Origin of the sequence: Hyphomicrobium sp. 802 (assembly GCF_000526135.1) — a bacterium.
GTDB lineage: Bacteria > Pseudomonadota > Alphaproteobacteria > Rhizobiales > Hyphomicrobiaceae > Hyphomicrobium_B.
In genome coordinates this window covers 2,792,646-2,813,363 of record NZ_JAFM01000001.1, presented here as the reverse complement: position 1 = coordinate 2,813,363, position 20,718 = coordinate 2,792,646, and the positions used below count along the sequence as shown (strand labels likewise).

General features: G+C 60.1%; 38 protein-coding genes. 33 read left to right on the top strand and 5 right to left on the bottom strand.

Annotated elements, in window-relative coordinates; genetic code table 11:
• Positions 1-203: 203 nt before the first annotated feature.
• Positions 204-809, bottom strand: a complete 606-nt coding sequence (locus tag HYP802_RS22400) for a helix-turn-helix transcriptional regulator (protein WP_024276013.1) — start codon at positions 807-809, stop codon at positions 204-206.
• 116 nt (positions 810-925) lie between these two features.
• On the opposite strand from HYP802_RS22400, the gene HYP802_RS0114270 reads away from it, so the two are divergent.
• From HYP802_RS0114270 to HYP802_RS0114175, 20 genes are all read left to right on the top strand, one after another.
• A complete protein-coding gene (locus HYP802_RS0114270) occupies positions 926-1,198 on the top strand; it encodes a helix-turn-helix transcriptional regulator (protein WP_024276012.1) in 273 nt (90 codons plus the stop codon).
• A 130-nt stretch (positions 1,199-1,328) separates the two neighbouring features.
• Positions 1,329-2,051 (top strand): hypothetical protein, encoded by a 723-nt coding sequence (locus HYP802_RS0114265; RefSeq protein WP_155831235.1) that lies wholly within the window; start codon positions 1,329-1,331, stop codon positions 2,049-2,051.
• A gap of 120 nt (positions 2,052-2,171) precedes the next feature.
• On the top strand, positions 2,172-3,305 hold the full coding sequence (locus HYP802_RS0114260) for a helix-turn-helix domain-containing protein (RefSeq protein ID WP_155831234.1): 1,134 nt from the start codon (positions 2,172-2,174) through the stop codon (positions 3,303-3,305).
• The gene (locus tag HYP802_RS0114255; protein WP_024276009.1) at positions 3,302-3,631 is read left to right on the top strand and encodes a hypothetical protein; all 330 of its coding nucleotides are present in this window, start codon (positions 3,302-3,304) and stop codon (positions 3,629-3,631) included. Before HYP802_RS0114260 ends, HYP802_RS0114255 begins: the two co-directional genes overlap by 4 nt.
• Positions 3,628-3,957: a hypothetical protein gene (locus HYP802_RS0114250; RefSeq protein ID WP_024276008.1), complete on the top strand. Its 330-nt coding sequence runs from the start codon at positions 3,628-3,630 to the stop codon at positions 3,955-3,957. Before HYP802_RS0114255 ends, HYP802_RS0114250 begins: the two co-directional genes overlap by 4 nt.
• Positions 3,944-4,705 carry an SAM-dependent methyltransferase gene (locus HYP802_RS22965; protein WP_024276007.1) on the top strand — a complete coding sequence of 254 codons (762 nt, stop codon included), beginning with the start codon at positions 3,944-3,946 and terminating at the stop codon, positions 4,703-4,705. The genes HYP802_RS0114250 and HYP802_RS22965 overlap by 14 nt, the downstream gene beginning before the upstream one ends.
• Complete coding sequence (locus HYP802_RS0114240; protein ID WP_024276006.1) at positions 4,665-4,976, top strand: hypothetical protein; 312 nt, start codon at positions 4,665-4,667, stop codon at positions 4,974-4,976. Before HYP802_RS22965 ends, HYP802_RS0114240 begins: the two co-directional genes overlap by 41 nt.
• A 16-nt stretch (positions 4,977-4,992) precedes the next feature.
• Positions 4,993-5,397 carry a GapR family DNA-binding domain-containing protein gene (locus HYP802_RS0114235; RefSeq protein ID WP_024276005.1) on the top strand — a complete coding sequence of 135 codons (405 nt, stop codon included), beginning with the start codon at positions 4,993-4,995 and terminating at the stop codon, positions 5,395-5,397.
• Positions 5,398-5,406: 9 nt separating this feature from the next.
• Positions 5,407-5,616 (top strand): hypothetical protein, encoded by a 210-nt coding sequence (locus HYP802_RS0114230; protein WP_155831232.1) that lies wholly within the window; start codon positions 5,407-5,409, stop codon positions 5,614-5,616.
• Positions 5,613-5,828 (top strand): hypothetical protein, encoded by a 216-nt coding sequence (locus tag HYP802_RS0114225; RefSeq protein ID WP_024276003.1) that lies wholly within the window; start codon positions 5,613-5,615, stop codon positions 5,826-5,828. Before HYP802_RS0114230 ends, HYP802_RS0114225 begins: the two co-directional genes overlap by 4 nt.
• A complete protein-coding gene (locus HYP802_RS0114220) occupies positions 5,825-6,217 on the top strand; it encodes a hypothetical protein (RefSeq protein ID WP_024276002.1) in 393 nt (130 codons plus the stop codon). The genes HYP802_RS0114225 and HYP802_RS0114220 overlap by 4 nt, the downstream gene beginning before the upstream one ends.
• Positions 6,217-6,450, top strand: coding sequence for a hypothetical protein (locus tag HYP802_RS0114215; protein ID WP_024276001.1), 234 nt, complete (start codon positions 6,217-6,219; stop codon positions 6,448-6,450). Before HYP802_RS0114220 ends, HYP802_RS0114215 begins: the two co-directional genes overlap by 1 nt.
• Positions 6,447-7,502: a hypothetical protein gene (locus tag HYP802_RS0114210; protein WP_155831231.1), complete on the top strand. Its 1,056-nt coding sequence runs from the start codon at positions 6,447-6,449 to the stop codon at positions 7,500-7,502. The genes HYP802_RS0114215 and HYP802_RS0114210 overlap by 4 nt, the downstream gene beginning before the upstream one ends.
• On the top strand, positions 7,499-8,116 hold the full coding sequence (locus HYP802_RS0114205) for a hypothetical protein (protein WP_024275999.1): 618 nt from the start codon (positions 7,499-7,501) through the stop codon (positions 8,114-8,116). Before HYP802_RS0114210 ends, HYP802_RS0114205 begins: the two co-directional genes overlap by 4 nt.
• Positions 8,113-8,472 carry a hypothetical protein gene (locus HYP802_RS0114200; RefSeq protein ID WP_024275998.1) on the top strand — a complete coding sequence of 120 codons (360 nt, stop codon included), beginning with the start codon at positions 8,113-8,115 and terminating at the stop codon, positions 8,470-8,472. Before HYP802_RS0114205 ends, HYP802_RS0114200 begins: the two co-directional genes overlap by 4 nt.
• Complete coding sequence (locus HYP802_RS22960; protein WP_024275997.1) at positions 8,469-8,852, top strand: hypothetical protein; 384 nt, start codon at positions 8,469-8,471, stop codon at positions 8,850-8,852. The genes HYP802_RS0114200 and HYP802_RS22960 overlap by 4 nt, the downstream gene beginning before the upstream one ends.
• A gap of 21 nt (positions 8,853-8,873) precedes the next feature.
• Positions 8,874-9,182, top strand: a complete 309-nt coding sequence (locus HYP802_RS0114190) for a hypothetical protein (protein WP_024275996.1) — start codon at positions 8,874-8,876, stop codon at positions 9,180-9,182.
• A complete protein-coding gene (locus HYP802_RS23855; RefSeq protein ID WP_197022729.1) occupies positions 9,182-9,706 on the top strand; it encodes a hypothetical protein in 525 nt (174 codons plus the stop codon). Before HYP802_RS0114190 ends, HYP802_RS23855 begins: the two co-directional genes overlap by 1 nt.
• The gene (locus tag HYP802_RS0114180; protein ID WP_024275994.1) at positions 9,703-10,119 is read left to right on the top strand and encodes a hypothetical protein; all 417 of its coding nucleotides are present in this window, start codon (positions 9,703-9,705) and stop codon (positions 10,117-10,119) included. Before HYP802_RS23855 ends, HYP802_RS0114180 begins: the two co-directional genes overlap by 4 nt.
• 229 nt (positions 10,120-10,348) lie before the next feature.
• Positions 10,349-10,702, top strand: a complete 354-nt coding sequence (locus HYP802_RS0114175) for a DUF4031 domain-containing protein (RefSeq protein WP_024275993.1) — start codon at positions 10,349-10,351, stop codon at positions 10,700-10,702.
• A gap of 14 nt (positions 10,703-10,716) precedes the next feature.
• On the opposite strand, the gene HYP802_RS0114170 is transcribed toward HYP802_RS0114175, so the two are convergent.
• On the bottom strand, positions 10,717-11,271 hold the full coding sequence (locus HYP802_RS0114170) for a hypothetical protein (protein WP_024275992.1): 555 nt from the start codon (positions 11,269-11,271) through the stop codon (positions 10,717-10,719).
• Positions 11,272-11,828: 557 nt separating this feature from the next.
• Between HYP802_RS0114170 and HYP802_RS23665 the strand changes: the two genes are divergently transcribed.
• A complete protein-coding gene (locus HYP802_RS23665; protein ID WP_155831230.1) occupies positions 11,829-11,975 on the top strand; it encodes a hypothetical protein in 147 nt (48 codons plus the stop codon).
• 86 nt (positions 11,976-12,061) lie between these two features.
• Here HYP802_RS23665 and HYP802_RS0114160 read toward each other — a convergent pair whose 3' ends face one another.
• The 3 genes from HYP802_RS0114160 to HYP802_RS0114150 form a co-directional block, all read right to left on the bottom strand.
• The gene (locus tag HYP802_RS0114160) at positions 12,062-12,352 is read right to left on the bottom strand and encodes a HigA family addiction module antitoxin (RefSeq protein ID WP_024275990.1); all 291 of its coding nucleotides are present in this window, start codon (positions 12,350-12,352) and stop codon (positions 12,062-12,064) included.
• A gap of 14 nt (positions 12,353-12,366) precedes the next feature.
• Positions 12,367-12,648, bottom strand: a complete 282-nt coding sequence (locus HYP802_RS0114155) for a type II toxin-antitoxin system RelE/ParE family toxin (RefSeq protein WP_024275989.1) — start codon at positions 12,646-12,648, stop codon at positions 12,367-12,369.
• Positions 12,649-12,807: 159 nt separating this feature from the next.
• Positions 12,808-13,086, bottom strand: coding sequence for a hypothetical protein (locus tag HYP802_RS0114150; RefSeq protein ID WP_024275988.1), 279 nt, complete (start codon positions 13,084-13,086; stop codon positions 12,808-12,810).
• Positions 13,087-13,429: 343 nt separating this feature from the next.
• Between HYP802_RS0114150 and HYP802_RS0114140 the strand changes: the two genes are divergently transcribed.
• From HYP802_RS0114140 to HYP802_RS0114080, 12 genes are all read left to right on the top strand, one after another.
• A complete protein-coding gene (locus HYP802_RS0114140) occupies positions 13,430-13,627 on the top strand; it encodes a hypothetical protein (protein WP_024275986.1) in 198 nt (65 codons plus the stop codon).
• Entirely contained in the window at positions 13,627-13,764 is a 138-nt protein-coding gene (locus tag HYP802_RS23660) for a hypothetical protein (RefSeq protein ID WP_155831229.1), read from the top strand. Before HYP802_RS0114140 ends, HYP802_RS23660 begins: the two co-directional genes overlap by 1 nt.
• Entirely contained in the window at positions 13,761-14,000 is a 240-nt protein-coding gene (locus HYP802_RS0114135) for a hypothetical protein (protein ID WP_024275985.1), read from the top strand. The genes HYP802_RS23660 and HYP802_RS0114135 overlap by 4 nt, the downstream gene beginning before the upstream one ends.
• A gap of 73 nt (positions 14,001-14,073) precedes the next feature.
• Complete coding sequence (locus HYP802_RS0114130) at positions 14,074-14,661, top strand: hypothetical protein (protein WP_024275984.1); 588 nt, start codon at positions 14,074-14,076, stop codon at positions 14,659-14,661.
• Between the two features lie 366 nt (positions 14,662-15,027).
• Positions 15,028-15,300: a hypothetical protein gene (locus tag HYP802_RS0114120; RefSeq protein ID WP_024275982.1), complete on the top strand. Its 273-nt coding sequence runs from the start codon at positions 15,028-15,030 to the stop codon at positions 15,298-15,300.
• A 49-nt stretch (positions 15,301-15,349) separates the two neighbouring features.
• Positions 15,350-15,607 carry a hypothetical protein gene (locus HYP802_RS0114115; protein WP_024275981.1) on the top strand — a complete coding sequence of 86 codons (258 nt, stop codon included), beginning with the start codon at positions 15,350-15,352 and terminating at the stop codon, positions 15,605-15,607.
• Positions 15,604-15,849: a hypothetical protein gene (locus HYP802_RS0114110; RefSeq protein WP_024275980.1), complete on the top strand. Its 246-nt coding sequence runs from the start codon at positions 15,604-15,606 to the stop codon at positions 15,847-15,849. The genes HYP802_RS0114115 and HYP802_RS0114110 overlap by 4 nt, the downstream gene beginning before the upstream one ends.
• Positions 15,850-16,159: 310 nt before the next feature.
• Positions 16,160-16,417: a hypothetical protein gene (locus tag HYP802_RS0114100; RefSeq protein WP_024275978.1), complete on the top strand. Its 258-nt coding sequence runs from the start codon at positions 16,160-16,162 to the stop codon at positions 16,415-16,417.
• Entirely contained in the window at positions 16,414-16,755 is a 342-nt protein-coding gene (locus HYP802_RS0114095; protein WP_024275977.1) for a hypothetical protein, read from the top strand. Before HYP802_RS0114100 ends, HYP802_RS0114095 begins: the two co-directional genes overlap by 4 nt.
• Positions 16,756-17,344: 589 nt before the next feature.
• On the top strand, positions 17,345-17,905 hold the full coding sequence (locus tag HYP802_RS22955; RefSeq protein WP_024275976.1) for a hypothetical protein: 561 nt from the start codon (positions 17,345-17,347) through the stop codon (positions 17,903-17,905).
• A 131-nt stretch (positions 17,906-18,036) separates the two neighbouring features.
• A complete protein-coding gene (locus HYP802_RS0114085) occupies positions 18,037-18,738 on the top strand; it encodes a hypothetical protein (protein WP_024275975.1) in 702 nt (233 codons plus the stop codon).
• The gene (locus tag HYP802_RS0114080) at positions 18,668-20,713 is read left to right on the top strand and encodes a terminase gpA endonuclease subunit (protein ID WP_024275974.1); all 2,046 of its coding nucleotides are present in this window, start codon (positions 18,668-18,670) and stop codon (positions 20,711-20,713) included. Before HYP802_RS0114085 ends, HYP802_RS0114080 begins: the two co-directional genes overlap by 71 nt.
• The last annotated feature ends 5 nt before the right edge of the window (positions 20,714-20,718 follow it).

Genomic DNA, 20,718 nt, shown 5'->3' with positions numbered 1-20,718 from the left:
GGGCATGAAATTGTGTTTAATAAACACAATAGTCAATCAAAATGTGCTTTAAAAGCAAAACTGGAAATGTCGCACTGCTTTTTCCTGCGCAATTATCCACGTTTTGAAACGGGAAAGGCGGGGCAGTGAGGGTTTTTAGATCTACGGGGTGGCGTGGCGCGATTTATCAGAGTGAGGCCGGTCCGGTGGGGCGCGCGGCTGCTTTACTCGGCGTCCATTAGAACGAACTGACCGCGGATGACGCCGATAATTTTGGCTTCGCCCTTTTCGATATCGAGACTTGGCTCGTTAGTGCCGGTCGTGTTGGTGATCAGCAGCCCAGGCGGTACAAACTGCCGGGCTATAATCTGCTCGGAATCCGGGATCGAGGCCAGTACGCACAAGAGCGGCTTCACCACCATCGCTGCGCGCACCGACGTGTCGACAAAGGCAATGGCTCCATTGGGAACGCCCGCTTTGTCTAGGACTGGCCGCAGAATGCGCCATCGTTCGAGTGGGGGATTACCCTTGGCGGGCGTGACGAGTCCGGCGTACTTGGAATCCTTGAACGGTATGGCGTCCGATGGTCCTGGCACCGAAGCGGGGCCGTTAACCCCTTTTCCTTCGTCGAGAGCGAGAACATCGGCCAGATCTTCATTCAGAACGTCTGCGATGCGCTTGGCGAATTTCATCGTCAGGGCGGTCTGACGTGTCTCCACACGTTGGACGTGCGAATGCGAAGCGCCGAGCTTTTCCGCTAATTCTTCCAAGGTAAGGCCATGCTTCTTGCGAAGCTTTTTGAGGCCGTTAGGTGGGTGCGGAGGCTGCATTTCGTCATTTGAAACAAAGGGCCGCCTCCGCAACAGAGCGTCATACGCAAAATATGCCGTTGACAAATGTGCGTAAGAAACACAATTCTGCGCAACCTGTGGATTCGGGGTGGATAATGCGCCTGCGCCAATGGCTGAAGAAGAATGGCGTCACTTACGAGCGGTTCGGTGAACTCATCGACCGCGATCATGGCGCAGTGGCCCGGTACGTCGCCGGCAAGGCCATTCCTCGTTCCGATACGATGGTGAAAATCTACGTCGTCACGAACGGCGAGGTTCCACCAAACAGTTTTTACGACCTACCGACTCTGACGGCGAGCGTCGGCGTCGCGCCGGTTGCAACCGCTTCGGCCGCCGTTGCGGACGAGCCCACCGCTCTGGCGGTCTAAGTCCCGGCGATCAAGCCGTCGGGTGTTGTTGCGTTAGTTGCTTTGCGTCCTTGCCACGGTCGTTTCCTTCTCGATCGCGCCGCCGCGTATTCACACCACGCGGCGGCGCTGGGGAGGAAAAGGGGGATTGATGTTTGAGCTATTCACGCAAGTCAGCTTTGCCGGCGTCACGCTCGCCGGTTTTGGGCAGATCCTGCTGCGCCGGTTCCCGGCCAAGCTGAAGGCGACCGCTGCCCCGGTGCCGCACATCGAGCCCGTGCTGACGCCGCCTCGGATGCCGGAAGAGGCCCAGAAAGCTGACGCGCCAGCCGCGGACCTGGACGATTGGACGAACGAAATTCCCGCACGCTTTGCGCTGCGGCCGGTGCATCTGCGCAAGAGCGGCATTGCCGACGAGAAAATCATGGAGCGGTTTATCGCTTGGATGATCTCGCAAGGTTATTCCGGATGGCATACGTCCTCCGGTGCTTACGACGTCTTCAAGGACTTCGCTTGGGAAGAACGCTACGAGGAACTTAGCCGAGGCACGTTCCTGTCATTGCTCACCGTTGAACTCGGAGTCGAGAAGCGGCGCGCCTACATCGACAAAAACGATACGTTCCGGCATCTGCGCGCCGCGGCGCGCTCGCAAGGGCGAGCCACCATATATCGCATCCCGACCGCCGAAGAATTGGCCGCCGCGAAGCACAAACGGGCGCTGAAGGATGCCGAGGCCCGTCATCGGATGCGCATGCCCAAGGCGCGGTTAGACGGTGGCGTCCGGCCACATCCACAGCGGACGCGAGCAAACGAAATAGAGCCGCAGAACAAGGGCTTGGGCGTGGATGCGCCTGCCTTTGACGTGGCCGCATAAGGAATGTTGCGTACCGCTCGCCGAGGGGGCTCGGCGGGCGGATTTAGTTTCGGGGTGAGTTCCAGAAATTTCGAAATACGCGCGGAGACCGTGTTTCTCCGCACGGGAGAGGTTTGTCTTGTGACGGGGGAAGAACGACAGCGGGTCCAGCGGATCACCGATTGGGACGACGCCCGCTATTCTTTCATGCCAGCGCGCGCCGCGGACGATCTGCGGCTGACGCTCGTGCATCTGCGGCTGCTCGTCTACCTCGGACGCGTCAACAACAACAACGGCTGGACCGAGCTTAGCCAGAAGGCGACGGCGGAGCGCTGGAACTACGCGCGCCCGGCGCTCAACGGCGCGATTAAGCAGCTCGTCGCGTGGGGCTACGTCGAGAAGAAATCGCAGGCGGAAACGAACACCGCGCTTTGCCTCTATCGCCTGCTGATCGACAAGCCCGAGAAGCCTGCGCCGGTGAAATCGTCACCCGAACCGAAAGGCGACGAAGGGGGGGTGTCATCCATAGATGACACGTCACAGAATGCCGCAGTGTCATCCATAGATGACACGTGTGTCAGGTCCCAGGTGACACCTGTGTCACCTATAAAGACACAAAAGAAAGATCAGAGATCGGGAGATCCCTCTCCCCCAAAGCCCCCAAGGGGGCGAAGGGGGCGGGCGATGCCTTCGAACGAAATTGAGGAAGTGATCGTCGCGGTTTCCGCCGAGCGCCCCGACGACGAGGCCTTTCAATCGGTGCTCGTCGATTTCCTGGCGCCGTTGATCCGCATGCGCCACCTCGATGCCCCGAGCCTCGTCGGAGCCGTCCAGTCGCTCGCACGTTGGATTGCCGCCAAGGGGCTCGGCGTGGACGAAGGTCGCAAGATCCTCGATCAACTGCTCGAACGACGCAAATCGACGGTGAAGCCGTCCGATATCGAAACCGCCGTCAAGACCGCCATCGCTCACCGACCGCTGCCGCGCAAATGCGAGGGCGATGCCGAGCTTATGCGCAACTGGCCGGCGGTGCTGGCTGAACTAGAAAAGATGATCGGCGCCGACACCACGCGGCAGGTTTTTTCGACGTTCGCCCTCGATCGCATCACCGAACCGAACCCCGCCGGGAAGATCGTCGCGCGCGTCTCAACGCATGCCGATTGGGCCAAGCGCCACGTCGAGACGAACCTGAGTTCTCAGTTCCGGGCCGCAATGAATGCGGTGTTTCCCGGTGTGTCGGACATTTGGATCGAAACGCGAAAGGCCGCGGCATGACCGTGAAACCCACAAACGAAATCGAGCGCGAGGAACCGCTCAACGAAGCGCTCGAAGCTTTCGAAAGCATCGCGCGGCTGCTAGTCGCCACCGGCTACGAGGCGCAGATGCGGGCCCGGTTCGCGAAGTTCCTGCCCGCGCCGATCGACGAGCCCGTCGAGCTGCAGACCGTCGACCTGCTCGAAACGCGCATGCTGATCGACGCCTGCAAGAGCGCCGAGAGGTCGGTGACGGCGGCGGGCGCGCAGAACGCGCTCCGGCGCGTCGCCGCCAAGGCGCGCGCCGATCTCGATGCAGCGATGAAGGCACGAAAGGCGGCGGTATGACGAGCATCGAAACCGCGGCGCGATCTCAGATGATCGGCGGGCTCACGTTCGAGGCCCAGCTCGATAAGACGCTCGAAAAGCTCCGGGCATTGCTGATCGAGAAGAACCGATCTTACGGCAACAGCGCGCTCGATCCGGTGCGGCTGTTCGCCAAGACCGACGCCGTTGAGCAACTCCGCGTTCGCATCGACGACAAGATCAGCCGCCTCGTCCGCGGCCTGGAATTCATGGGCGAGAACACGCCCACGGATTTCCTTGGCTACCTCATCCTGCTCGACATTGCCGAGCGCATCGCTGCGGAGGCCGTCGCCAATGGCGCAGCGTGAGTCCGGATACGAGCGCGTTGAGCGCGATGCCTACAATACCCCGCGGTGGGTGACGGGCGTTGCACTCGAGAAAATATTAGGCCCGCGCTTCCGGCGTGGAATGACGGTTTGGGAATGCGCCGCCGGCACTGGCTTGATGGTCGCTGAGCTTGAAGCGCATGGACTCAAGGTCATCGCTTCTGACATTCACGCGCAGCCGCCGGATGATCTATTTTTCCCTGGCGACCGCGTCCTCGTCGGCGATTTCCTCGACCCCGTTCAGCCGTTCCTGCCATTCGAGTTCGACGCGATCATGACGAATCCACCGTACAAAGACGGCCTCGCCGAAAAGTTCGTGCGCCGCGCGCTAGCGCTCACGAAGGAACGCCGCGGCCTCGTCGCGATGTTGCTCGGCGTGAAGTTCGATAGCGCGAAGACGCGCGCCGACATTTTCGACGAGCATCCGGCGTGGGGAATGAAAATCACGCTGCTGGACCGCATCTGGTGGTTCGAGCCGAAACTCGACGCCAACGGCAAAGTCAACGGCCCGAGCGAAGATCACGCGTGGTTCATCTGGGATTGGCGCAACACGGGCGACCGCCAGATGCACTACGGCCGCGCGCCGGACGAAGTGCACGCCGATATCCGCGAAAAAATCCGCAAGCTGAAAAGAGGGGTCTATGGCACAGCTTCACACACGGCAGAAGAAGCGCGTCCCGAGGTATCGGGTGAACTACAGCGCAAAAGACAAAGACGGAAAGCCGCTTAAGCGCGCGATGGCGGTGACGTTCTCGCTGCGCGGCCTGCGCAAGCGGTATCTGCGCGAGGCGACGAACCTGCGCATCGCGATCGAGAAGGAAGCGCTGGCAAAGCAAAACTGGAACGGCCGGTACGAGGAAGGCGAGCACCTGCGCATCTTCCGCGGTCTTCCGAGCGTCGGCGACCTCGCCTACGAAATCGAAAAGAAAGTTCGCACTGCCGGCGGTCAGACAATGGCGGCGGGCAAGGTTCGCAACGCGATGATGCGCGGCATCGGCTGAAACCACGGGGGCACTAATGAGCGACGATTACGAAAGCGCGCCGGGCATCGGCGACAATTCCGGGCCGGTTTTTAAGGATCGCGTACAGCGGCGCGTCGATCTGTTCGAGCAGGCGGATGGGCTGGCGAAGACGCTGAAGGATTACGACACCGAAGACAAATCGGATGGCCTGAACGTCAAGCTGATTAAGCAGATCGTGAAGGAGCTTCGCGACGATCCGGAAAAGTTCCTCGACAAGCTGGTCTATGAAGCCGAGGTCGAAGCAGCCCGCAAAGCGGTTGGGCTATCGACGGATATCGAAGCCATCAGCAAGATCGTGCAGGAGCGCGCCGAGGCCGAGCCTGAAACCAAATCCGAAAAGAAAAAGAAAAGTGACGGCAAGCCGCGTGGCCGATCACGCTCCGACAAGACGAAGCATTGAGGCGGTTCGATGCAATCACCCGCACCGCTGCCAATGTCCGCCGCCGAGGAAGCGCACCTTAAGGCCGTCATCGACAAACTTGAGCGGCAAGTCGCCTTGACGCGCTCAGGATCAGGCGGCGTCGCTCAACTGCGTCGGATGTTTCTCGACGAAATCTCGGCGCTCAAAAACGAAATCGCTCGCCGCCCACGCGCGGCGGGCGTCAAGGCGAAGCCATGACGGCGAAGCACGCGCACGTCGACGACACGCTGATCGTGGGTGAGGGCCTGGCTGTCTTCGCTCTCGTGCACCCGGAACACTCGCCGATCGAGACGCCGACGCGGCTGGCGCTCGATTGGGATGGCGACATTTGGATCGAACGCGATCCGATGACCGGCGCCGAACTTTGCCGCGGCACACGCGAAGCAATCGAAAATGGGGACTTTCAATGAAGCTGCACGAACAGATTGAAGCGATGCGTCGAAGCATGGTCGAGGAAGCCGACTTTACGATGAACCAACTCGACCATCTGCATAAGCGGCTGGTCGCCCGGCATCCGGAAATGATGGCGAAGATCCAAGAGATCACAGCCATCCAGGCGTTGCAGGGCACAGAGCTAATCACCGGCCTGATGACCATCGCGGCGCGTATCGGCCACGTACCGTCGCCGGCGCAAATCGTCGCCGCGCAGCAGGCCGTGCAGGAAAGCGCGCAGACGGAACCGACACCGCCACCGGTGCCGGAGCAGGGCAAGGCGCGACTGCGCCCGCCGCCGTTCCCGGCTGGCGGAGTCCCGCGCGACGAAATGGACCGCATCATCGAGCGCTCGGGAGTTCACTGATGCCGACCCGTTTCCGGCCCATGGCCGAACTCGACCACACGAACCCGGTGGACATGCGGCTGAAGGACGGCCGCATCGTCACGGGCTGGCTGTTTCAGGGCATGCCGGGCGTCGTGCGGTCGTATTGGACACGCGACTTCGGACGTGGATCGCACATGATCGACCCCGAGGCGTGGCGTGAACCGGCATCGACCGGCGATGGCGAATGCTCGGCGCGGAGGCTCGCCGCGTGACGCTCCCTTTGAAGCTTCGGCAGTTCTATCGTTTCGACGGAATCCGGTTGCCTCTCCGGTTTCCCGTTCGCGTTCTATGGGACGGCCGGGGGCCATTCGAGGCCGCGATATTGCGACACCCTCAGACGGGCGCGCCCACATGGGCAACATACGAGAACGGCTATCCGGTCTATCTGCCCTGCCCGAAACGGCGTCGCCGTCATCCTGATGAAGGATGGATTGGCTGGCACACGATCAAAGGCGACCGGCCGGACTTTTGGGCGCCGCGCGATCCGGATGACTTCCGCCTGTTCAAGCTGCCGCCGGTTGCTCTGACTTTGCCCGAAGACGCGCCGCCGAGGATGTGGAGCACGCGCCAGCGATACAAGTCCGTCGAGGATGCCGAAGACGAGGAAGCGGAGGGGGACGGCGAGGGAAAGCGCAAGCGCGGCCAGAAGCGGCAGCTTTGGTGGCTCAACGGAGCGGCCGTCCGATACGCGCAGCCGGGCCATATCAAGCGCGACGACGCCGAGGGGCGGATCATGCGCGCGCTCGCTCAGGAGCCTCTTGAGGCTCGCGCCGACGGCCTCGGGATGCACCGGAACCCGCTCTACGGTCTCAACGACGCGCAGATCCGCGAACTCGCCGAAATGGAGGCGAACGCGCTGCCGGATATCTACGCTCAGTTTGAGAAGGTGAAGGCCGACGTCGAAGATTACCCCGTCGCCATGACGTGGTTCGCGGCGCTGGGCGCGCGCGAGCTGATGGTGGGGCAGGCTGCATCGTCGAACGGCTGGGCGCTGGGTCGCCGTGTCGGCAGCTATACGACGTCGCAATGGGTGCTGCTGTACGCATCGCGCGACCGGGCGCTGTCGTTCCGGAAGATCGCAAGCAATTTGCTGATCATCGAAGGGCGCAAGATCACGCCCCGCCGCGTGGCGCAAATTTATCAAGAGGCGATCGAGGCCGTTTGGGTGATCGCCAATGAATTTTCCGACATCGGCCGAGCGAAACGCGCAGACGCGCTCGCGCAGTTGCAAGAGGGCAATCGTCGCGCACGAGGGGAACGATGAGCATTGAGGCACCGCTGCTAACGGCCGCAAATGACGATGACGTGAGCGCCCGCGATAAGAAGCGCGACGAGGCTATGAAATTCTTGGCGCCGGCGGCGCTATCGTTCATCGCCACGGAGGGTCCAGTGTCAATGCAGATGTGGCGCGGCGAAGAAATTATTCGCCGTATCGGTCACAACAGAGGCGTGTGGCCGGGGAAAATAATAAAGGCAGGCGGCAAGCGGCCCAAGGAAGACCCCGCGAAACGAACCCACAAGACCTACGCCTTCCCGGCGCGACGCCAGTTCAGCCTTTGGTTTCGAACGACGTGGGACCGCGATCAATTGGTAAAGCCGGTCCAAGAGCTTATCGATATGATCGAACAGCGTGATGGTGGGCTCGATGAGCTTCCGGATGGCTTCAGCGACCTCGGCCCAAAACTTGATTTCAAGTTCTTGGAGTTGGAGCTATGCGCGCTGGCTCGCGACCTGAAGGTATTTTTCTGGGATGACGCCGGGCTGCTCGCGTTTCTTGATCAGGTGATCAGAGACGCCGACGTTATCGCCGCAAAGTCGCGCGGCGGTCGTTACGATCCCCTCGAAGTTGCGATGGCACGGGCGTTCGGTCGCAAATGAGCAAGGTCAATGACAGCGAAGCGCTCGACCAAATGCGGCGGCGCGAACGCGCGCTCGGATACGGGCCTGCCGACGTCGATCGCGAATGGAGCCGCAGCAGCAGCAGGTTCAGCCTCATGGTTTGGCTCGGCGCCGCGATTATTATCGCGGCGGGCGTCGCGGCTGCGAACTTCTCGAAGGCGTCGGGCGAAACCGCTCAGCAGTATTATCCCTTTTCATCGGGTGTGGCCGTGTTCACCGACATGGCTTCGGGTTGCCAGTATCTTATTTTCAACAACCGCGGAGCGACGCCCAGGCTCGGCGCCGACGGCACGCCATTGTGCCTACCGATGAAACATCGCGAGGCGACGCGATGACGGCCGAGATCGAATCCTATTGCCGCGAGCGCATCGCATCGAGCCCGAACATGCTGGTGCCGTGGTGGATCATGGCGGCGTGGGTCTACGATCAGCGGCTGGGCGGCGACGCGCTGATCTCCGACGCACTGTTCGACGAGATCGCCGAGCGCCTCGATCGAGAATGGGAGACGATAACGCATCGGCACAAGCATCTGCTGCAACGGTCGTATCTGAAATCCGCCCTCGCGATCCGCGGACGTTGGCCGCTGATCTCGATGGACGCCGCCGAAAGCCTGCTGCGCAAGGGGCCGCCGCAGCGGCCTGCCGAACATTGGATCGACCCGTTCGATCCGAAATCTCGCGAGCCGTCCGCGCCCGCGCAACTGTCACTTTTCTAGCAACCAACGGAGGGAAAAAAGATGGACGCACTAGATCATTTGAATGCCGTACTCATCGGGAAATGGCTCGCGTTTTCGCCTGCCGATGGCGGTGATTTAGAGCCGCGCAGTATCGTGCGGATCGTCGATGGCGACGCCGACGACGCGGTTGTGCTCGTGGGGACGAGTGATCGAGCCGACGGGACAAATCTCGAACGGCTCGATTTGACGTCGTATACGCTTTGGGACGACGAGCCTGATTGCCTCGCATGGTGCGACGAGCAAAACACCGTTGCCGACTTGGCCGAGAGTAAAGAGGAAGCCGCCGCCGCCGACGAGGTGCAATCCTGATGCGCCTTGTCATCGTAGAAACGCCCTATGCGGGCGATATTGAAGCCAACGTCACCTATGCCCGGCTTGCGATGCGCGACAGCATCGAGCGCGGCGAAGCACCGTTTGCTTCGCATTTGCTCTATACGCAGCCGGGTATCCTTCGCGACGAGAAACCGGCGGAGCGTGCGCTCGGTATTGCGGCCGGGTTTGCGTGGGGCCGGAACGCGGACGCAACGATTGTCTACGTCGATCGAGGAATATCTCCCGGCATGAAGCAGGGCATCAAGGATGCCGAGGCCGCGGGGCGGCCGGTCGAGTACCGCTGTGTCAAAGCCGATCTGCTGCCGCTGCCGGAAATCGCACCGTGCCCGAAATGCGGAAGCAACAAGGATCAATACATCTTTGTTGTCCGCAGCCCGACCCCGCACGTTCCGTTTCGAGGCGTTGGGTGTGCAAACGAGGGGTGCGACTACGCCGGACCGCGCGGGCAGTCGCTCCGCGAAGCGATCGAAGCGCACAACGCGGGGGTGAAGCCGGTATGAGCGTTCGCAGATACGCCGAAGACACCAAAGTTCCCGCGATGCAGTCGCGGCGAGAGATCGAGGAATTGCTGCAAAAGCACGGCGCGGATCAATTCCTGTCCGGAACGATGCGCGGGCAGGCAATGGTCGGATTCCGCATTCAGGGCTTGCAGGTCAAGATCGTGCTCGGGATGCCAACCGGCACGACAGCAAAGGATGCAAAGGAGGAACGTCGCCGCTGGCGGGCGCTGCTGCTCGTCATCAAGGCGAAGCTCGAAGCCGTCGCTTCCGGCATTGCGCTGCTCGAAGACGAGTTCTTAGCGCACACGGTCATGGCCGACGGGCAGACGGTCGGCCAGTGGGCACGGCCGCAGATCAAGTCGATGTACAAAGACGGCAAGATGCCGCCGCTGCTGCCGGGGCCGAAGCCATGACGGCCGCTGCCGACTTCGAGAGGGCGACACCATACGCCACGGGGTGGGCGGTTTCCTGCCCGTGGTGCGGCCGAGAACTCGCGGTCGAATTGAGCGAAGACGCATCGGCAGCGTTCGAGGGGGCGATGGGTGGGTTCGTCGGCGACCGTTTCACAAGATGCGAAGATCCGGCTTGCGATTGCCCCATTGAGATCGCGAGCGTCGAAGTGCGACCTTTGGAGCAAAGCCGATGACGGTCTATGTCGACGACGTGCGCAACCCGTTCGGCCGCATGGTCATGTGTCATATGTGGGCGGATACGCTAGACGAGCTTCTGGCGATGGCGGACCGCATCGGCGTGGCTCGCAAATGGCTACAGGAGCCGCCGAAAGCGTCCTGGGTACATTTCGATATCTCGCTCACAAAGAAGACGAAGGCGGTCGCGCTGGGCGCCGTCGTCACCGATATGTTCGGTCCGGCCGAGCACGTCGCGCGCCAGGTTGGAAACCTGCGCATGGTGGACTCGATCATCGTCGCGCGAAAGAGGCGCGGCCTGCCGTTGAATGGCATTCTCGTCGCGCACGAGCAGCCGCGTCTGTTTTGAAACAGGCGGAAGTTTCAGCCTCGGCGCACGCGATGGCGCGCAGTGATCTCGTTGTTGCCTGCGCTCTCCGGAATTGGAGGGGGCGTTAAGCCGTCGTGTTCGAATTTAATTCGCGCATAGACGTCCGCTTGGCAGCTCAATAGCGCGCGTTTTCCATCACGGAAGGCAACGGCGAAATGGACTTGCGATTTTTTCCCGGCGACCGCACCCGCAATGAGCCCGGCACCGCCGAGCAGTAGACCGCCGAGCATTGCGGCACCTACCGAGTTGGCCTGCCCTTGGTCAGTGCCGACAATTTCTATGTTGGCGATCTCTCCGAGGTGATACTTGACGAACTTCGACCACGTCACGGGCAGGTAAATGTCGCCCTTTTTTAAGCAGCCTTCCGACTTGTAAAAATCGCCCGTGATCACCTTCAACGCCTCCGCAAAAACAGGGCGGGTCACGAAAGGGCGCGATGGTGCGGATTCCTTCGCACGGGAGGGCGTTCTGCCGTTTTGGCTTTGAACGAAGACATCTTCATTCAGCCATTCGGAGACACGTTGCGAAAACGACTTGGTTCCTGACATGGCGCAAACTCGCGTTGTGCTTTGAGCGTGCATAATCCAACGGTCGCTTTAAATCCGGATGAACAAACGATTGAAAATTTACTCGCGGACGTCGTGATCTGCGACGGCGGGACCGCCTCAACTCTGCCGCGGGAAAAGTGGAAGAGGGCTCGGCGGCGCTTCGGCGCGGATACAACTGCCGCAAGTAGGGCGCATAAAGACAACTTACCGAAACTTCAAAGAAAGTTGTACGATTTCGATTATGCTCGATATGGCTCCGCCTCGCCGGGATGTCCACCGGCGTAATTAAGGTGGGGAATTGCCACGTGTTAGATAAGTACGACTTGCGTAAAGAAATCGGCCGAGCAGCCAGGAGAATTGAGGCCGCATCGTCTGCTACGGCATTTAACGACGACCCTCATGTTATAGCTTTGATCTATCGTTGGCGCAGGTTGTCGCGCGTCGCGGCTCGCGCCCTAGACCAGCTCGAGCGAGCAATCGAAACTCGCCGCACCGCTGCGACGGCCGAAGACCGAAAATTCATTCAGAAGGTCCGATCGGAGAATCCCGATCTCTTGATGATCGGGGAAGGTGAAGACGAGCCGCTGCCCCTGCTATGCATGGTGACAGGGCTCGCCGTCATGGCAAACGACCGCGTTTTCGGCAATCCGGAAACCGGATATGTCGTGCTGAAGCAGGCGCTGCGCGTCATGCGCGCGATATAGGGCCGTCTATAGGCGGCCGGTCGTGGGTCTGGCCGCCTATCAGGAACGCGGGCGAGAACCGGCGCGCTGGGCGCAGCGCCGGTGCATCAGGCGGCTTCGAGTTCTTTCCGGGCCTTCCACAGATCATATTGCACCTGACGGGTGAGCCAGAACTCGGCGGAACCGCCGATCACACGCTCGAGCCGCAACGCCATCTGTGCCGTGATAGCCGTCTTTCCGTCGAGCAGATCGTAAAGCGCCCGGCGGCTGATGCCCAAGCGCTCGGCGATTGCGGTCTTGGAGTCGTCCATAGCGTCGAGCGCGACGGCGATCGAAACGCCGGGATGCGGCAAGGGAAAATCCGGATGCGGCCCCGTCTTCGCTGTTGCTTTGCTCATGGCCTTCGTTCCTCTCAATGGTAGTCGATATAATCGACATCGACTGCGTCTGCACCGTCTTTCGACCAAGCGAATGTAATCCGCCAGTTTTTGTTGACCGTGACCGCGTAGCGCTTCGGCTTGCCTTGCAGGCCGTGAAATTTGTAGCCGGGATTATTCATGTCTTCTGGCTGCTTCGCGGCGTCGAGATCGGCGAGGATCAGAGCGATTCTCTCGACGTGCTCGACCTTAAGGCCACGGGCATCGGCGTCGAACCAGAACCGTTTCAGCGCCCGAGATGTAAAATTCTTGATCATTTGCCGTCCTCAACCCGATGCATGATATGTAAAGCGTCGCTATACAAATGTAAAGTGTTATTTTACAAAATGGGCGAGGAAATCGGCGATGGTTCGGGGCTCAATCGTCAGAAATTCAAAAAATCGCAAACTGAACAGAATGCTTGACTTAGGCCGCGTTCAGCCCGGCCAGCGCGGGCGCGTCTTCGGCGTCATAGCTTCGCCGCCGAACTTCTTCTGAAACGCTTCCGCGTGCTCGACCTCGGCGAAGCACCACGCGTACCAATACTTGCCGTCGCGCACGAACGCTTGCTGCAGGGGGCACAGCGTGAGGTTCTTGCAGAACGCATGAACGCGATCGAGGTTTTTCCCTGTCGTTGCGTGCTCGGGCAGCGCGATCTGGTGCGGCCACCCTTGATCTATTCTGAAGCGGCTCAATTCACCTTTACGTCGGGCCATGTTTCGTCCCTCCAAATGCCATAGGTGATAATGCGCAAGGATTGCGCTTAAATGAGTTGAAACGTCGGGGATTGCCGCTAAAGATTGCGCATTCAGATTGGAACGCGGAAATATTTCATTTGCAACCCGCAGAATACCGAGCCGCGATTAAATCGCTCGGATTTACGCAAAAAGGATTTGCCGAACTGCTCGGCGCTGCGCCACGAACGGGCCAATATTGGGCGCGCGTGGCGGTTCCCGCCGCGGTTGCCTTTGCGGTGCGGATGTTTCAGAAGCGCCCAGAATTGCGCGACGTCGGCCGAGAAATCGCAGGCGAACGTGGGGTTTTTCGGAGAGCGAAGCAATGACCGACGAAGAAATTCTGGTCGCGGCAAAGCAATTGCGTGCAGTCGCAGCACCGGTCGGGCCGGCGCATGGGCTATGGGATCTGATCTTTGACGCGGAGGCCATCGCTCGGGGCGAGCAATCACTGCTTCCGCGGCATGTCGTTGAACCGATGCTGCAGCGCGAGCTTGAAAAGCTAAACGAGGTCAGGCGCTGATGGCGGGCACTACTTACCAAATCAAACTGACAGCCGAAGCGCCCGCGCTGACGGCTTTGGTGCGTGCTCTTGTGCTGATCCGAAAAATCAGCGCAACACGCAATCGTTTGGGGAGTGAAGAGGAAAAAGCGAGATGACGCCGGAGCAAGCCGCCGAGATCATCCTGCGCATTTTTGTGGCGCGGAACGTGGGCACAAACGAGATTCAACCGTTCGGGGCCATCAACTTCGATTTCGTGAGGCATGAGGGCCGAACACCCGAGCAATTCGAAGATGGATGGCAATTCGGCGTTCTTGAGGGTTGGTGGACGCAAAGCGGCTCAATGGCCATTCTTACGGCGCGGGGCGCCAACGCTGTTCGCCGTCTTACCTAGACAAGGTACTACCCCGCAAAAAAAGGCGGGCAAAATTTCGGATGAAATTGAAAACAGTGGGGAGACTGGGGACGTGAAGAAAGCAATCGCAGGCATCGCAGTCGCGTTGGCAGCCATGACGGCACCTGCGTCGGCAGATTGGATACACCAGAAAAGCGAGGACCCGTTCAACGGCGATCAACATATAGCGCTGGGCGCAGACTTCAGCGGCTTCACGGTGGCGTTCCGATGCACGAGCCAGCAGGACGTGACGTTGATGCTCATCATGCCGGACAAGCCCGATCCTGTCATGATCCTGGGCTTAAATACGCTTGGGCCGAAAATCGCCGTCATCGTCGATGACCAGCCGAAAGTTGAATTCGAAGCCGAAGCGGACCAGACGCCGGATGGCGATAATCTCCGCTTCGAAGCAAAGAACGAGAGCATTGCAAACGTGGCGGCTTCTGTTGCGGGTGCGTCGCGTCGCGTCGCAGTAGCGGGGGTGATCAATGGAAAGGCGGCGGAAACCCACACGTTCGACGTTGACGGCTCGACACGGGCGGTGAGCGCTTTGATTAAGGGCTGCAACTTAAAGCCGGAGGACGACACACCAGAGGCGTCAAAGTCTGACGACAAATCGGACGGAGACAGCCTCTACAACGACATTATGAAGTCGAAATGAGCAAACCTTCCGGCGCTGGGCTTGGTACGTAAAAACCTGACGTAGGAGAGTTGAAAGGAACAGCATGCACAGCCCTGACGAACTTCGCATTACGCTTTCGAAAGATGATTTGTCTCTCGTTGAGGGCCTGAAAAAGGCGGCCAACACGACGCCTGCTTTTGCGCCAGCCGATTTTGTCAGACACTTCGATTTATTCGAAATTCAGCACGAGTGGTTGCTCAAAAGGTTCGAAGCGCGGCCGGTCTGGGGCGATCGGGAGCCCGAGATCGATGTAGTGTTGGTTAGAGTGCCGCGAACCAGACCGATAAACCTCGGCGTCGTCGTGGTCACTGACGAGCCTCAAAACGAGGGGGCGGAAAAATTGACATGACCCGCAAGACAACCACGATGACGATCAAGATGGGCGATGGAACCACGCACGAGATCCCCGCGGTCGAATGCGAGAGGTGCGATGGCACCGGCATCCTGGGCGCCGATATGTCTGCCCAAGTCCGCAGGATCGACCCGCAAACGAACGAAACAACCGACGAGACGGTCACGATGAAAAAGGGCGATCGGTGTTGCTTCTGCCTAGGTCGAGGAAAGGTCGGCGTCGCTGGGGGCGCGCCAGCGCCAGTAAGTCCGAGCACGGTTCATTGATCGAAGCGCCGGGCGCTGGGCTTGGTACGTCGGATGTAGGAGACTAACGATGAAAATTCCTGAGACGAAGCGCAAATGGTCGTCGCCTGAAATCGAGGCGTCATTCAACGATCTTTGTCAGAGGATAGGAGAGCTATTTACGGAAGCCGACAGTCCCGAACTTCCGCCTGAAGGCCGCAGCGAGCGCATTAGCGAGGCATTCGAGGTAACCGAGAAATTGAGAGCGGAGGCGGCAAGGCTGTTTGACCGTCATTCGTGGCTTGTCGCTGTCTCTGAACCTGCTAACGGCGGAGAAAAATCGACATGACCCTCATTAATGCGAGGCCCGGTTCGAAAACGCGGCCTGCGCAACTTCAACTCAGCGACGGCCGCGACGTGTGGCTTACAATGATGGCCCTTGGCGATGGGTCGGTAGGAATAAAGGTCGGCAATGACGGTCTGCACGTCGACAGTGCCTCGTTTCGTGAATTCGCATCGTGGGTCGCAATGGTCGCGCTTCAGCAAGACCCAATGTCGATAGCTCAAAGCGACGAGAAAAACCGGACATGAGTTCGCCTTCTCGCCCGTGCAAGGCAATGGTGTCGGCGTTTGGTGAACCTTGCGGGAATTGCCCGACCTGTCGTCGATACGCGTCCGTGCGGCGGCATTTGCTGGAGGGAGGTTCGATTTCCGGGGTAGCTCCTGAACTCAATGTAACTGCAAAGCGCGCCCGGCAGATCGTGCTCAAATGGGCAAAGCTCCGCGCGACGCTCGAGGATTTGAATGCGATCGTCGACGCCAGACAGCGCACGAACGCAGCGCCTTACCCTTGGATTGCCGAATTGATAAAAGCGAAAGCTGACGGGACAAGGGTCGATGAATGAGCGCTGACATCTACGTCGTTTGCGAAAATTTCTTCGCGCACCGGGACGGCCAGCCGTTCGAGCGACACTCGGCGGCACTTGCCAATGGAAATCCGCGCGAGACGTTGCAGCAGATGAAACGGGCGGCGGGCCAGCACGGCGTCCGCCTCAAATTCGTGACGCTCAAGCGCAGTCTTGACGCCGTGGGCGCCTGGGCAGAAGCTGCCCGGACGCTCGTGCTGGTCGACGCAATCGGAGGCGATGGCAGGTCATGACAGAAGCACCACAACTTAAAACGCCGCGCGACGCTCACCGCGAAGCGACGCAAGTCATCGCGCGCGCTCTTGAGCGAATGGGGCGGATGGACCCCGACGATTCCCTCAAATTTCAGATTTACGCCATCGTCGATCGCGTGCGGTCCGGTGACATTGAAAGCGCCACATTCCGGCTGATCGACGGCGAATTGAATGTCGATATGGTGCAGAAAGTCGAATGTCCGGTGGACCCAATAAAATTGAAATTGGTGCGCGATCGGAACGGCTATCCGTCGCTCGAATTGACCCCGGAAAACGCGGCGAATGACGATTTAGAAAGCGAAGGCGGAAAAAGTTAGAAAAAACAGAGATACCCCACTTCCCACTTTCGCGCGAATCTGCTCGAATCAAATCTATCGTCGCCAGACGTATGAGTTAACCCGGCCGGACCGCTCCGAGCCGGGTTTTTTCGCGCCCGAATGATCCGGCAAGGCTACACCCGCAATGCTCCCCCGTAGAGCCGCAGAGCCAATGCCGCGAAGAAATCGGAAGCGAACATCGTCAAAGGCGATGCGGACTTAGATTTCGCAAAATGGCCACACAGTGCAGGAGGCCGTCATGTAACCGCCACCACGAGTGAGCGCGTTATTGAGAGAGTTTGGTTTGAATTCCTGGCGAACGGGAAGTGTTGAGGCGGAGTAGCGCGAAAGCGAAACGTGGAGCGACCCAAGTAGGCTTGCCGATCGGCGAAGATCGGCCCCTAGCCGGGCGGGGAATGCCCGGCACCAATTCAGTTTCCGAGCGTTCGGCGTAACGCGAGGAAAAGAGCGGGATCGGTCGTCGCGTGGCGGCCTTAGCCGCCAATTCCGGCCGATCCCGTTTATGCAGAAAAGCGCCGAATAATTTTCGTGGAATTGCGCAGTCAACAAAATCGGAAAGCACCTCGCAATGGCGACGATCTCTATAAGCTGGACCGGAAACGGCCTGCAGCGTTTGACCGTCGCTGCCGAGCATCTTGAAGATGACGGCAAGCGCCACACAGCATTCCGCCGTGCGATCAATCATACCGGCGACAAGGCCTTCACGCGCGTCAAGCGCTCGCTTTCGAAAGAGATCGGCACAACGCAGTCGATCATCATGAAATACGGGCACATCAAGAAATACCGCGCGTCCGGGGGTGGTCTGCGTTTCGAGATCGTGTCGCGTGGCGGCCCAATTCCAATCAAAAATTTTAGGGCAAGACAGGGGGGAGCGGGCGTTTCAGCTTCACCTTGGAACAATCGCAAACTGTACCGGCATGCGTTCATCGTGCCCTCGCTGGGCGGCCATGTCTTCTGGCGAACGGGCGGATCGAAGCGCCTGCCCATTGAGCGCATCGCTGGCCCGAACGTGCCAAAGGAAATGGTGAAAGAGCACGTCGCGCACGCCTTTTCTTCGCTCGTCGCGTCCGATCTGCCGCCGCGATTGGCGCACGAGATCCGCGTTTTGACCGATGGCACCGTCACCTAGCTCGATGCGTGCACCCCCATGCCGCGTGCAACCTTAGGGACCGTACAGGCCGCGCCGGCCGTGCGGCGCGGCGGCGGCCCGGTTTTCGCTCATTTGCGGTTTTCGAAAATCGCCACTTCGGATTCGGAAAAATGCAACCAGAACAACCAAAGGCCTCGGTGACGTTGGAGGCCCTGACGGATGTTCTAGGGATTACGATGCACGCCGCAAAAAAGCTTGTGAAACAAAAGCTTTTTCAAAAGGTGCAGCGTGGCCGATACGACTTGGCAGCATCGGTGCAGACCTACATCCGAACGGTTGTCGAAACCGAAGTGAGGGGGGCGCTCGACGCGGCGAAAGTCGACGACGAGGTTTCTGTCACGGATCTCGGCAAAGTTCTCGGCGTCGGCGAGCGTTGGGTCCAGCAGTTGGACGCGCAAGGCATTCTGACGAAATCGGCGCGCGGCCGATATCCGCTCGCTGCGTCGGTGCAGGCCTATACGCTATTCAAGGTCGAGTCCGAAGTTGCGCGAGCCATCCCTGAGGAAACATCGGCGGGCGAGCGCGTGAAAGCCGAACGGGCTCGCAAGCTCAAGCTTGAGAACGACGAAAGGGAATTGCTGCTGGTGGCGATGCCGGAAGCACTGACCGCGCTGGACGTCATCGTCGGGCCGCTGAAGGCGGGCCTTGCGGGCGTCCCGGCGCGCGTGACGGACGACATCGCGGAACGCCGGCGGATCGAAGATGCAATCGAGGTCGTCCTTAAGGATCTCGCCAAGCGGCTTGAACAAGCTGGCGACGCTATGCGACAGGGCCGCGACCCTTATTCGGCCGTCGAAGCGGCAGACGGCTGACGCCTGGGCGTTCGAAAACCGCATCTACCCGCCGAGCATGGATCGGCCGGGGCCACGTGATCCGAGGCTGACGCCTTACGTCATTGATTTCGAGCGCGCCTTTGAGGACCCGCGCTATTCGACCGTCACGCTCGTTTGTGGCTCGCAGATGGGTAAGTCGGAAACGGTGCTCGACGTGCTCGGGCATCGCTTCGATCAGCGGCCGACGCCTTCGCTCTACGTCGGGCCGAGCCAAGATTTCATCGTTGATGAAATCGAGCCGCGCGTGATGGACCTCATCAACAACGCGCCGACGTTGCAACAGAAGCTGGCGCGCGGAAAGAAGAACAAGCGGTTCCGCAAAGTCATCGGCGGCGTGCCGCTCAAGTTCGCATGGGCCGGGTCCGCGACGCAGTTGTCGGGCACGACGGCGGGCCTTGTGATCGTCGACGAATATGATCGCATGATGGGCAACGTCAAAGGCGAGGGCGATCCTCTCGTTCTGACGAAGGCTCGCGGCTTCACGTTTCGCGACCGCAAGTACGGCGTCACCTCAACGCCGCTCGTCGGCAACGTCGACGTCCTGAAGGACGCCAACTCAGGCTTAGAGTTCTGGAAACGCATGCCGCCCGAGGACATTGAAAGCCCGGTCTGGAAGCTTTTTCAGAGCGGCACGATGTATCATTTCGCGTGGCCCTGCCCGCACTGCGCTGAATTCTTCATTCCGCGCTTTAAGCAGCTCGCGATCGACGACAAGTGGTCGGCGTCCGAAGCGCTCGAAAACGCTTACGTCACCTGTCCGCGCTGTGGCGGCGTCATCGAGAACGATCATAAGGCGGACATGAACGCGCGCGGCGTCTACGTTGCGCCGGGACAGCGCGTCGACCCTGACGGCACCGTTATCGGTTTGCCGCCGCGATCGCCGACAATATCTTTCTGGGCATCGGGCTTGTGCTCGCCGTTCGTGACATTCGGCGAACGCGCCGCGGCTTACGTCGAGGCGAAGCACTCGGGCGACCAGGAGAAGCTGCAAGGTGTCATCAACACCGGCTTTGGCGAACTATGGTCGCCGGGCGGTGGCGATGCGCCGGAGTCGACGGAGCTCAAACGGCTCATCGTTCCCTACAAGCTCGGGGATCTCCCGGCGGGCTTGGTGCATCTGACGGCCGGCGTCGACGTACAGAAGAACCGGCTGGTCTATGCCATCCGGGGCTGGGGCGCGCGATCGACGAGTTGGCTAATCGAACGCGGCGAGCTTTACGGCGAGACGCACGAAGAAGAAGTTTGGAGCGATCTTTCGGATCTGTTGCAAACGCCGATCCACGGCATGTTGATCCGGCTCGCATTGGTCGACTCGGGCTTTCGTCCGGGCAAAGAATTCGGCGTCCCGGTCAACCGCGTCTATGAATTCTGCCGCCGCCATGCGCGGATCGCGCGCCCGTCGAAGGGCCGCGCGACGCAGCTTATGCCGGTGAAGAAGTCGAAAATCGACGTGACGCCAAAAGGCGATCCGCGAAAGTATTCGCTCGAACTGACGCTCATCAACACCGATTGGGCCAAGAGCTTCGTTCACGAACACATCCGCTATCCGATTGACGCGGCCGGCGCGTGGCTTCTGCCAGAGGATATCGACGATGGCTACCTTGATCAGATCGTCTCGGAATCGCGCGTTAAGCGGCCATCGGGACAGGTGCAATGGATTCAGCGCAGCCGGGAAAATCACTTTCTCGATTGCGAGGCATTGAACGCTGCGGCGGGCCACCTCTTGAACGTCCAGCGCATTCGCGAAGGTCGCGGGCTTCGCGAAGCGCTTTCGTCGGGCCACGGCGACGCCGCTCCGCTTGAAGATGACAAGGTTACGGTCGAGACGACCGAGCCGCCAGAGCGCGAGCGCTTACCGAATCCGCTGCCGGGATCGAGATCGGCAGCACGTACCGCCGCTACACCTCCGCGGCGAAGAACATGGGCCGAGATTTCGGCGCTTCTGAACAAGTAGGATCG

Bases quoted from the DNA above. Each gene is read 5' to 3' on its own strand.
- HYP802_RS22400 (WP_024276013.1), bottom strand. From the start codon at position 809: ATGCAGCCTCCGCACCCACCTAACGGCCTCAAAAAGCTTCGCAAGAAG.
- HYP802_RS0114270 (WP_024276012.1), top strand. From the start codon at position 926: ATGCGCCTGCGCCAATGGCTGAAGAAGAATGGCGTCACTTACGAGCGG.
- HYP802_RS0114265 (WP_155831235.1), top strand. From the start codon at position 1,329: ATGTTTGAGCTATTCACGCAAGTCAGCTTTGCCGGCGTCACGCTCGCC.
- HYP802_RS0114255 (WP_024276009.1), top strand. From the start codon at position 3,302: ATGACCGTGAAACCCACAAACGAAATCGAGCGCGAGGAACCGCTCAAC.
- HYP802_RS0114250 (WP_024276008.1), top strand. From the start codon at position 3,628: ATGACGAGCATCGAAACCGCGGCGCGATCTCAGATGATCGGCGGGCTC.
- HYP802_RS22965 (WP_024276007.1), top strand. From the start codon at position 3,944: ATGGCGCAGCGTGAGTCCGGATACGAGCGCGTTGAGCGCGATGCCTAC.
- HYP802_RS0114235 (WP_024276005.1), top strand. From the start codon at position 4,993: ATGAGCGACGATTACGAAAGCGCGCCGGGCATCGGCGACAATTCCGGG.
- HYP802_RS0114230 (WP_155831232.1), top strand. From the start codon at position 5,407: ATGCAATCACCCGCACCGCTGCCAATGTCCGCCGCCGAGGAAGCGCAC.
- HYP802_RS0114225 (WP_024276003.1), top strand. From the start codon at position 5,613: ATGACGGCGAAGCACGCGCACGTCGACGACACGCTGATCGTGGGTGAG.
- HYP802_RS0114220 (WP_024276002.1), top strand. From the start codon at position 5,825: ATGAAGCTGCACGAACAGATTGAAGCGATGCGTCGAAGCATGGTCGAG.
- HYP802_RS0114215 (WP_024276001.1), top strand. From the start codon at position 6,217: ATGCCGACCCGTTTCCGGCCCATGGCCGAACTCGACCACACGAACCCG.
- HYP802_RS0114205 (WP_024275999.1), top strand. From the start codon at position 7,499: ATGAGCATTGAGGCACCGCTGCTAACGGCCGCAAATGACGATGACGTG.
- HYP802_RS0114200 (WP_024275998.1), top strand. From the start codon at position 8,113: ATGAGCAAGGTCAATGACAGCGAAGCGCTCGACCAAATGCGGCGGCGC.
- HYP802_RS22960 (WP_024275997.1), top strand. From the start codon at position 8,469: ATGACGGCCGAGATCGAATCCTATTGCCGCGAGCGCATCGCATCGAGC.
- HYP802_RS0114190 (WP_024275996.1), top strand. From the start codon at position 8,874: ATGGACGCACTAGATCATTTGAATGCCGTACTCATCGGGAAATGGCTC.
- HYP802_RS23855 (WP_197022729.1), top strand. From the start codon at position 9,182: ATGCGCCTTGTCATCGTAGAAACGCCCTATGCGGGCGATATTGAAGCC.
- HYP802_RS0114180 (WP_024275994.1), top strand. From the start codon at position 9,703: ATGAGCGTTCGCAGATACGCCGAAGACACCAAAGTTCCCGCGATGCAG.
- HYP802_RS0114175 (WP_024275993.1), top strand. From the start codon at position 10,349: ATGACGGTCTATGTCGACGACGTGCGCAACCCGTTCGGCCGCATGGTC.
- HYP802_RS0114170 (WP_024275992.1), bottom strand. From the start codon at position 11,271: ATGTCAGGAACCAAGTCGTTTTCGCAACGTGTCTCCGAATGGCTGAAT.
- HYP802_RS23665 (WP_155831230.1), top strand. From the start codon at position 11,829: ATGATCGGGGAAGGTGAAGACGAGCCGCTGCCCCTGCTATGCATGGTG.
- HYP802_RS0114160 (WP_024275990.1), bottom strand. From the start codon at position 12,352: ATGAGCAAAGCAACAGCGAAGACGGGGCCGCATCCGGATTTTCCCTTG.
- HYP802_RS0114155 (WP_024275989.1), bottom strand. From the start codon at position 12,648: ATGATCAAGAATTTTACATCTCGGGCGCTGAAACGGTTCTGGTTCGAC.
- HYP802_RS0114150 (WP_024275988.1), bottom strand. From the start codon at position 13,086: ATGGCCCGACGTAAAGGTGAATTGAGCCGCTTCAGAATAGATCAAGGG.
- HYP802_RS0114140 (WP_024275986.1), top strand. From the start codon at position 13,430: ATGACCGACGAAGAAATTCTGGTCGCGGCAAAGCAATTGCGTGCAGTC.
- HYP802_RS23660 (WP_155831229.1), top strand. From the start codon at position 13,627: ATGGCGGGCACTACTTACCAAATCAAACTGACAGCCGAAGCGCCCGCG.
- HYP802_RS0114135 (WP_024275985.1), top strand. From the start codon at position 13,761: ATGACGCCGGAGCAAGCCGCCGAGATCATCCTGCGCATTTTTGTGGCG.
- HYP802_RS0114120 (WP_024275982.1), top strand. From the start codon at position 15,028: ATGACCCGCAAGACAACCACGATGACGATCAAGATGGGCGATGGAACC.
- HYP802_RS0114115 (WP_024275981.1), top strand. From the start codon at position 15,350: ATGAAAATTCCTGAGACGAAGCGCAAATGGTCGTCGCCTGAAATCGAG.
- HYP802_RS0114110 (WP_024275980.1), top strand. From the start codon at position 15,604: ATGACCCTCATTAATGCGAGGCCCGGTTCGAAAACGCGGCCTGCGCAA.
- HYP802_RS0114100 (WP_024275978.1), top strand. From the start codon at position 16,160: ATGAGCGCTGACATCTACGTCGTTTGCGAAAATTTCTTCGCGCACCGG.
- HYP802_RS0114095 (WP_024275977.1), top strand. From the start codon at position 16,414: ATGACAGAAGCACCACAACTTAAAACGCCGCGCGACGCTCACCGCGAA.
- HYP802_RS22955 (WP_024275976.1), top strand. From the start codon at position 17,345: ATGGCGACGATCTCTATAAGCTGGACCGGAAACGGCCTGCAGCGTTTG.
- HYP802_RS0114085 (WP_024275975.1), top strand. From the start codon at position 18,037: ATGCAACCAGAACAACCAAAGGCCTCGGTGACGTTGGAGGCCCTGACG.